Genomic DNA, 1,423 nt, shown 5'->3' on the forward strand with positions numbered 1-1,423 from the left:
CTAGTGTGTCGCGCCTGAAATTAGGCCAGTAAGTTACTGTTTTGTTTTGGGGGCTGGCGGGTTGATTTTGACGAGGTAGTGGGCGAGGGATTTGAGGATCTCGTCGGCGGTCTTGGTCCAGCGGAAGGGGCGGGGGTTGTCGTTCCAGGTCTGGATCCAGTCGGTGATGTCGTCTTCGAGGGCCTTGACGGAGGTGTGGACGCCGCGGCGGATGAGTTTGTCGGTGAGTAGGCCGAACCAGCGTTCGACCTGGTTCATCCAGCTCGATCCGGTGGGGGTGAAGTGGATGTGGAAGCGGGGATGGCGGGCCAGCCAGGTCTTGATTTCGGCGGTGTTGTGGGTGGCGTAGTTGTCGCAGACCAGGTGGACGTCGAGTTCGCGGGGCACGGCCTTGTCGATGGTGACCAGGAATTTCTTGAACTCGGCGGCGCGGTGGCGGCGGTGGAGTTCGGTGATGACGGTGCCGTCTGCGATGTTGAACGCGGCGAACAGGCTGGTGATGCCGTGGCGCAGGTAGTCATGGGTGCGGCGTTCGGGCGTGCCCACGGTCATCGGCAGCACCGGCTGCGAGCGGTCGAGGGCCTGGATCTGGCTTTTCTCGTCGACGCACAGCACTATCGCCTTCTCGGGCGGATTGTGGTACAGGCCAACGACATCCACCACTTTCTCCACGAACAGCGGGTCGGTGGACAGCTTGAACGAATCCTGCAGGTGCGGTTTGAGATCGAATTTCCGCCAGATTCTGCCGATGGTCGATTTCGACAGCCCGGTCCTTTCGGCCATCGAGGCACGCGACCAGTGAGTGTCCTTGCCGGGCAACGTTTCCAGTGTCGCGACGACCACGTCTTCGACCTGGTCGAGCAGGATCGAGGGCGGCCGGCCCGGCCTCGGCTCGTCACCCAGGCCATCGAGCCGGTCAGCGACGAAGCGGCCCCGCCACCGGATCACACTCGACTCATCCACACCGAGGTCGGCGGCGACCTGCTTGTTCGTCGCACCCTCGGCACACGCCAGCACGATCTTCGCCCGCATGGCCAGATACTGGGCCGTTTTGGCCCGTCTGGCCCACGAAACAAGTTGCGCGCGTTCGGTATCGCTCAACACCAGCTCGGCCTTCGGCCGCCCCTCACGGCCGCGATCATGCAGCCCAGCGAAACCCTCGGCGGCGAACTTGCGCCGCCATTTCGCGACCGTCCCCACAGCCAGACCCAAATCCCGTGCCGCGCCGGCATTCGACATCCCCTCGGCGCAGGCCAGCACGATCCGCGCCCGCTCGGCCTGACGCCGATCCCCAGACACCGACCTGCGCACCAACTCGGCACGCTCGACATCCGACAACACAATCTCGACAGCAGAAGGCCCACGATGCGACACGGAAACAGACTACGTACTTACTGGCCTAATTTCAGGCGCGACACACTAG

Annotated in this window: 1 protein-coding gene; it reads right to left on the reverse strand. The window is 63.6% G+C overall.

Annotation, left to right across the window (positions count from 1 at the left end; genetic code table 11):
* Window positions 1-33: 33 nt before the first annotated feature.
* The gene (locus ABZ803_RS35240) at window positions 34-1,338 is read right to left on the reverse strand and encodes an IS630 family transposase (protein ID WP_357046211.1); all 1,305 of its coding nucleotides are present in this window, start codon (window positions 1,336-1,338) and stop codon (window positions 34-36) included.
* Window positions 1,339-1,423: the final 85 nt, after the last annotated feature.

Source organism: Nocardia sp. NPDC047648, assembly GCF_040642815.1.
GTDB classification, from domain to species: domain Bacteria; phylum Actinomycetota; class Actinomycetes; order Mycobacteriales; family Mycobacteriaceae; genus Nocardia; species Nocardia gamkensis.